This window comes from Olsenella absiana, assembly GCF_036408855.1.
GTDB classification, from domain to species: Bacteria; Actinomycetota; Coriobacteriia; order Coriobacteriales; family Atopobiaceae; genus Olsenella_K; species Olsenella_K absiana.
This window is the reverse complement of the sequence record NZ_JAZGJQ010000019.1, coordinates 1-1488: the sequence shown is the minus strand read 5'-3', so window position 1 is coordinate 1488 and position 1488 is coordinate 1. Positions and strand designations below refer to the sequence as shown.

Below are 1488 nucleotides of genomic sequence, written 5' to 3'. Positions count from 1 at the left end.
GATCGTGTCGTAAAAGTTGGTGTAAGCGCCTAAACCAGGCGGGCTGAAAGGAAGCGGCCGCCGTCCTAGAATCTGAAATCGCGACAAGTCAGGTTCGAGGAAAGGACGACGACCGCATGGAAATCATATCAGAGGCGGCGATGGCCGCGATGCGCATGCCGCGCTTCGAGGACGGCTGCATCAACCTGCAAGAGCTGATCAGGCAGCTCGCCGAGTCGGTGGTGAACGAGATCATGGACGCCGAGGCGGACCAGATGTGCGCGGCGCAGAAGAACACGAGGAACGGCTACCGCGAGCGCAAGCTCAAGACCTGCGTGGGCACGCTCACGCTCAAGGTTCCCAAGCTGAGAAGCGGCAGCTTCTTCCCCGAGGACGTGATAGAGCGCTACCAGAGGGTCGACCGAGCGCTCGTGGCCGCCGTGGCCGAGATGTACGCCACGGGCACCAGCACCAGAAAGGTCCAGAAGATAGCCGAGAAGCTGGGCGTCGACAGGCTCTCCAAGGACCAGGTGAGCGCCATTGCCCAGAGCCTGGACGCCGACGTGGACGAGCTGCTCTCCCGCGACCTCTCGGCCATCAGAATGCCCTACCTCTGGCTCGACGCCACCTACGTGAAGTGCAGAAGGGACGGGCGTGTTGCCTCAACCGCCGTCGTCACGGCCATCGGCTCAGACGAAGAGGGCTGGAGGCGCGTGCTGGGGATATCGGTCGTGGACACCGAGTCCTACGACTCCTGGAAGGGCTTCCTCGCCACGATCAGGAAGCGTGGCGTCCACGGGGCCGAGCTCGTCGTCTCGGACGCCCACGAGGGCCTCAAGCGCGCCATAGCCGAGGAGTTCCAGGGAGCCGCCTGGCAGAGGTGCGTCGTGCACCTCACGCGCGACTGCGTCCGCGAGGCCAAGACGTGGCAGCTGAAGAGGCGGGTCGCCAAGATCGTCGCCCCCGTCTTCCGGGCCAAGGACGCGGGTGTGGTGCGTTGTGCCTACCACCTGGCATGCGAGATGCTCGAGGAGTGCTGTCCCAAGGCAGCCGCCATCATGGAAGAGGCCGAGGTGGATGCCTTGGCCTACCTGGACTTCCCCTGTTCCCACTGGAAGAGGCTCAGGACCAACAACGTGGAGGAGCGCACCAACCGCGAGATCAAGCGCCGCTCAAGGGTCGTGCAGGTATTCCCGTCAGTTCGCTCTCTGGAGCGCCTGGCAGGGGCCGTGATGTGCGAGGAAGACGAGCTGTGGAGCGACAAGCGCTACTTCGCAGAGTCAAAGATCGCCGAGCTATACGACGAGAAGAGAGCAAAGCAGAAACCGCAGCCACCAACCCCTGAACAGGAAGAGGAGCTGCGTCTCATCGCCAAGAAAGCCATTGAGGCGAGCTTGGAGCTTGCCGACGAGCTGGAGGCGGCATAGGATAGGCAACTGATCTCAGGTCCAGGACGGCGTCCGCCCCTCAGAGCAATGAGGCCGTTACACCAACATCCCCGACACTACC

Annotated in this window: 1 protein-coding gene; it reads left to right on the top strand. The window is 63.2% G+C overall.

Features of this window, described 5'->3' with window-relative positions; genetic code table 11:
• Window positions 1–116 precede the first annotated feature (116 nt).
• Window positions 117–1406, top strand: a complete 1290-nt coding sequence (locus VXJ25_RS09670) for an IS256 family transposase (RefSeq protein ID WP_330959009.1) — start codon at window positions 117–119, stop codon at window positions 1404–1406.
• Window positions 1407–1488: the final 82 nt, after the last annotated feature.